This window comes from Streptomyces sp. URMC 126 (assembly GCF_051386555.1).
Lineage (GTDB): Bacteria > Actinomycetota > Actinomycetes > Streptomycetales > Streptomycetaceae > Streptomyces.
This window is the reverse complement of sequence record NZ_JBPQTX010001291.1, coordinates 1-240: the sequence shown is the minus strand read 5'-3', so window position 1 is coordinate 240 and position 240 is coordinate 1. Positions and strand designations below refer to the sequence as shown.

General features: G+C 70.4%; 1 protein-coding gene. It reads right to left on the bottom strand.

What is annotated here, in order from left to right; genetic code table 11:
• Positions 1-240 (bottom strand): hypothetical protein (locus ACSNOK_RS36005; protein WP_436784861.1); only part of this gene is annotated, 240 nt, incomplete at both ends.

The window sequence follows — 240 nt, the reverse complement described above, 5'->3', positions numbered from 1 at the left end:
CGCTGCCGGGCGATCGCGTCGGTGATGGAGGTGGTCACCCCCGAGTCGTTGCGGGTGTAGGTGTCGTCCTGTGCCAGCCCGTTGCCGGCGCTGGTGTTGGTCCTGACCGTCAGCAGCGCGCCGGTTCCGTTGGCGTCGTTGTAGGTGTAGGCCCGTGACGCGGTCCCGACGGTCGTGTCCGTCGTGCCGTAGGTCCGCTCCGTCAGCCGGGCCGTGGCGGCGGGCTGTACGCCTTCCACA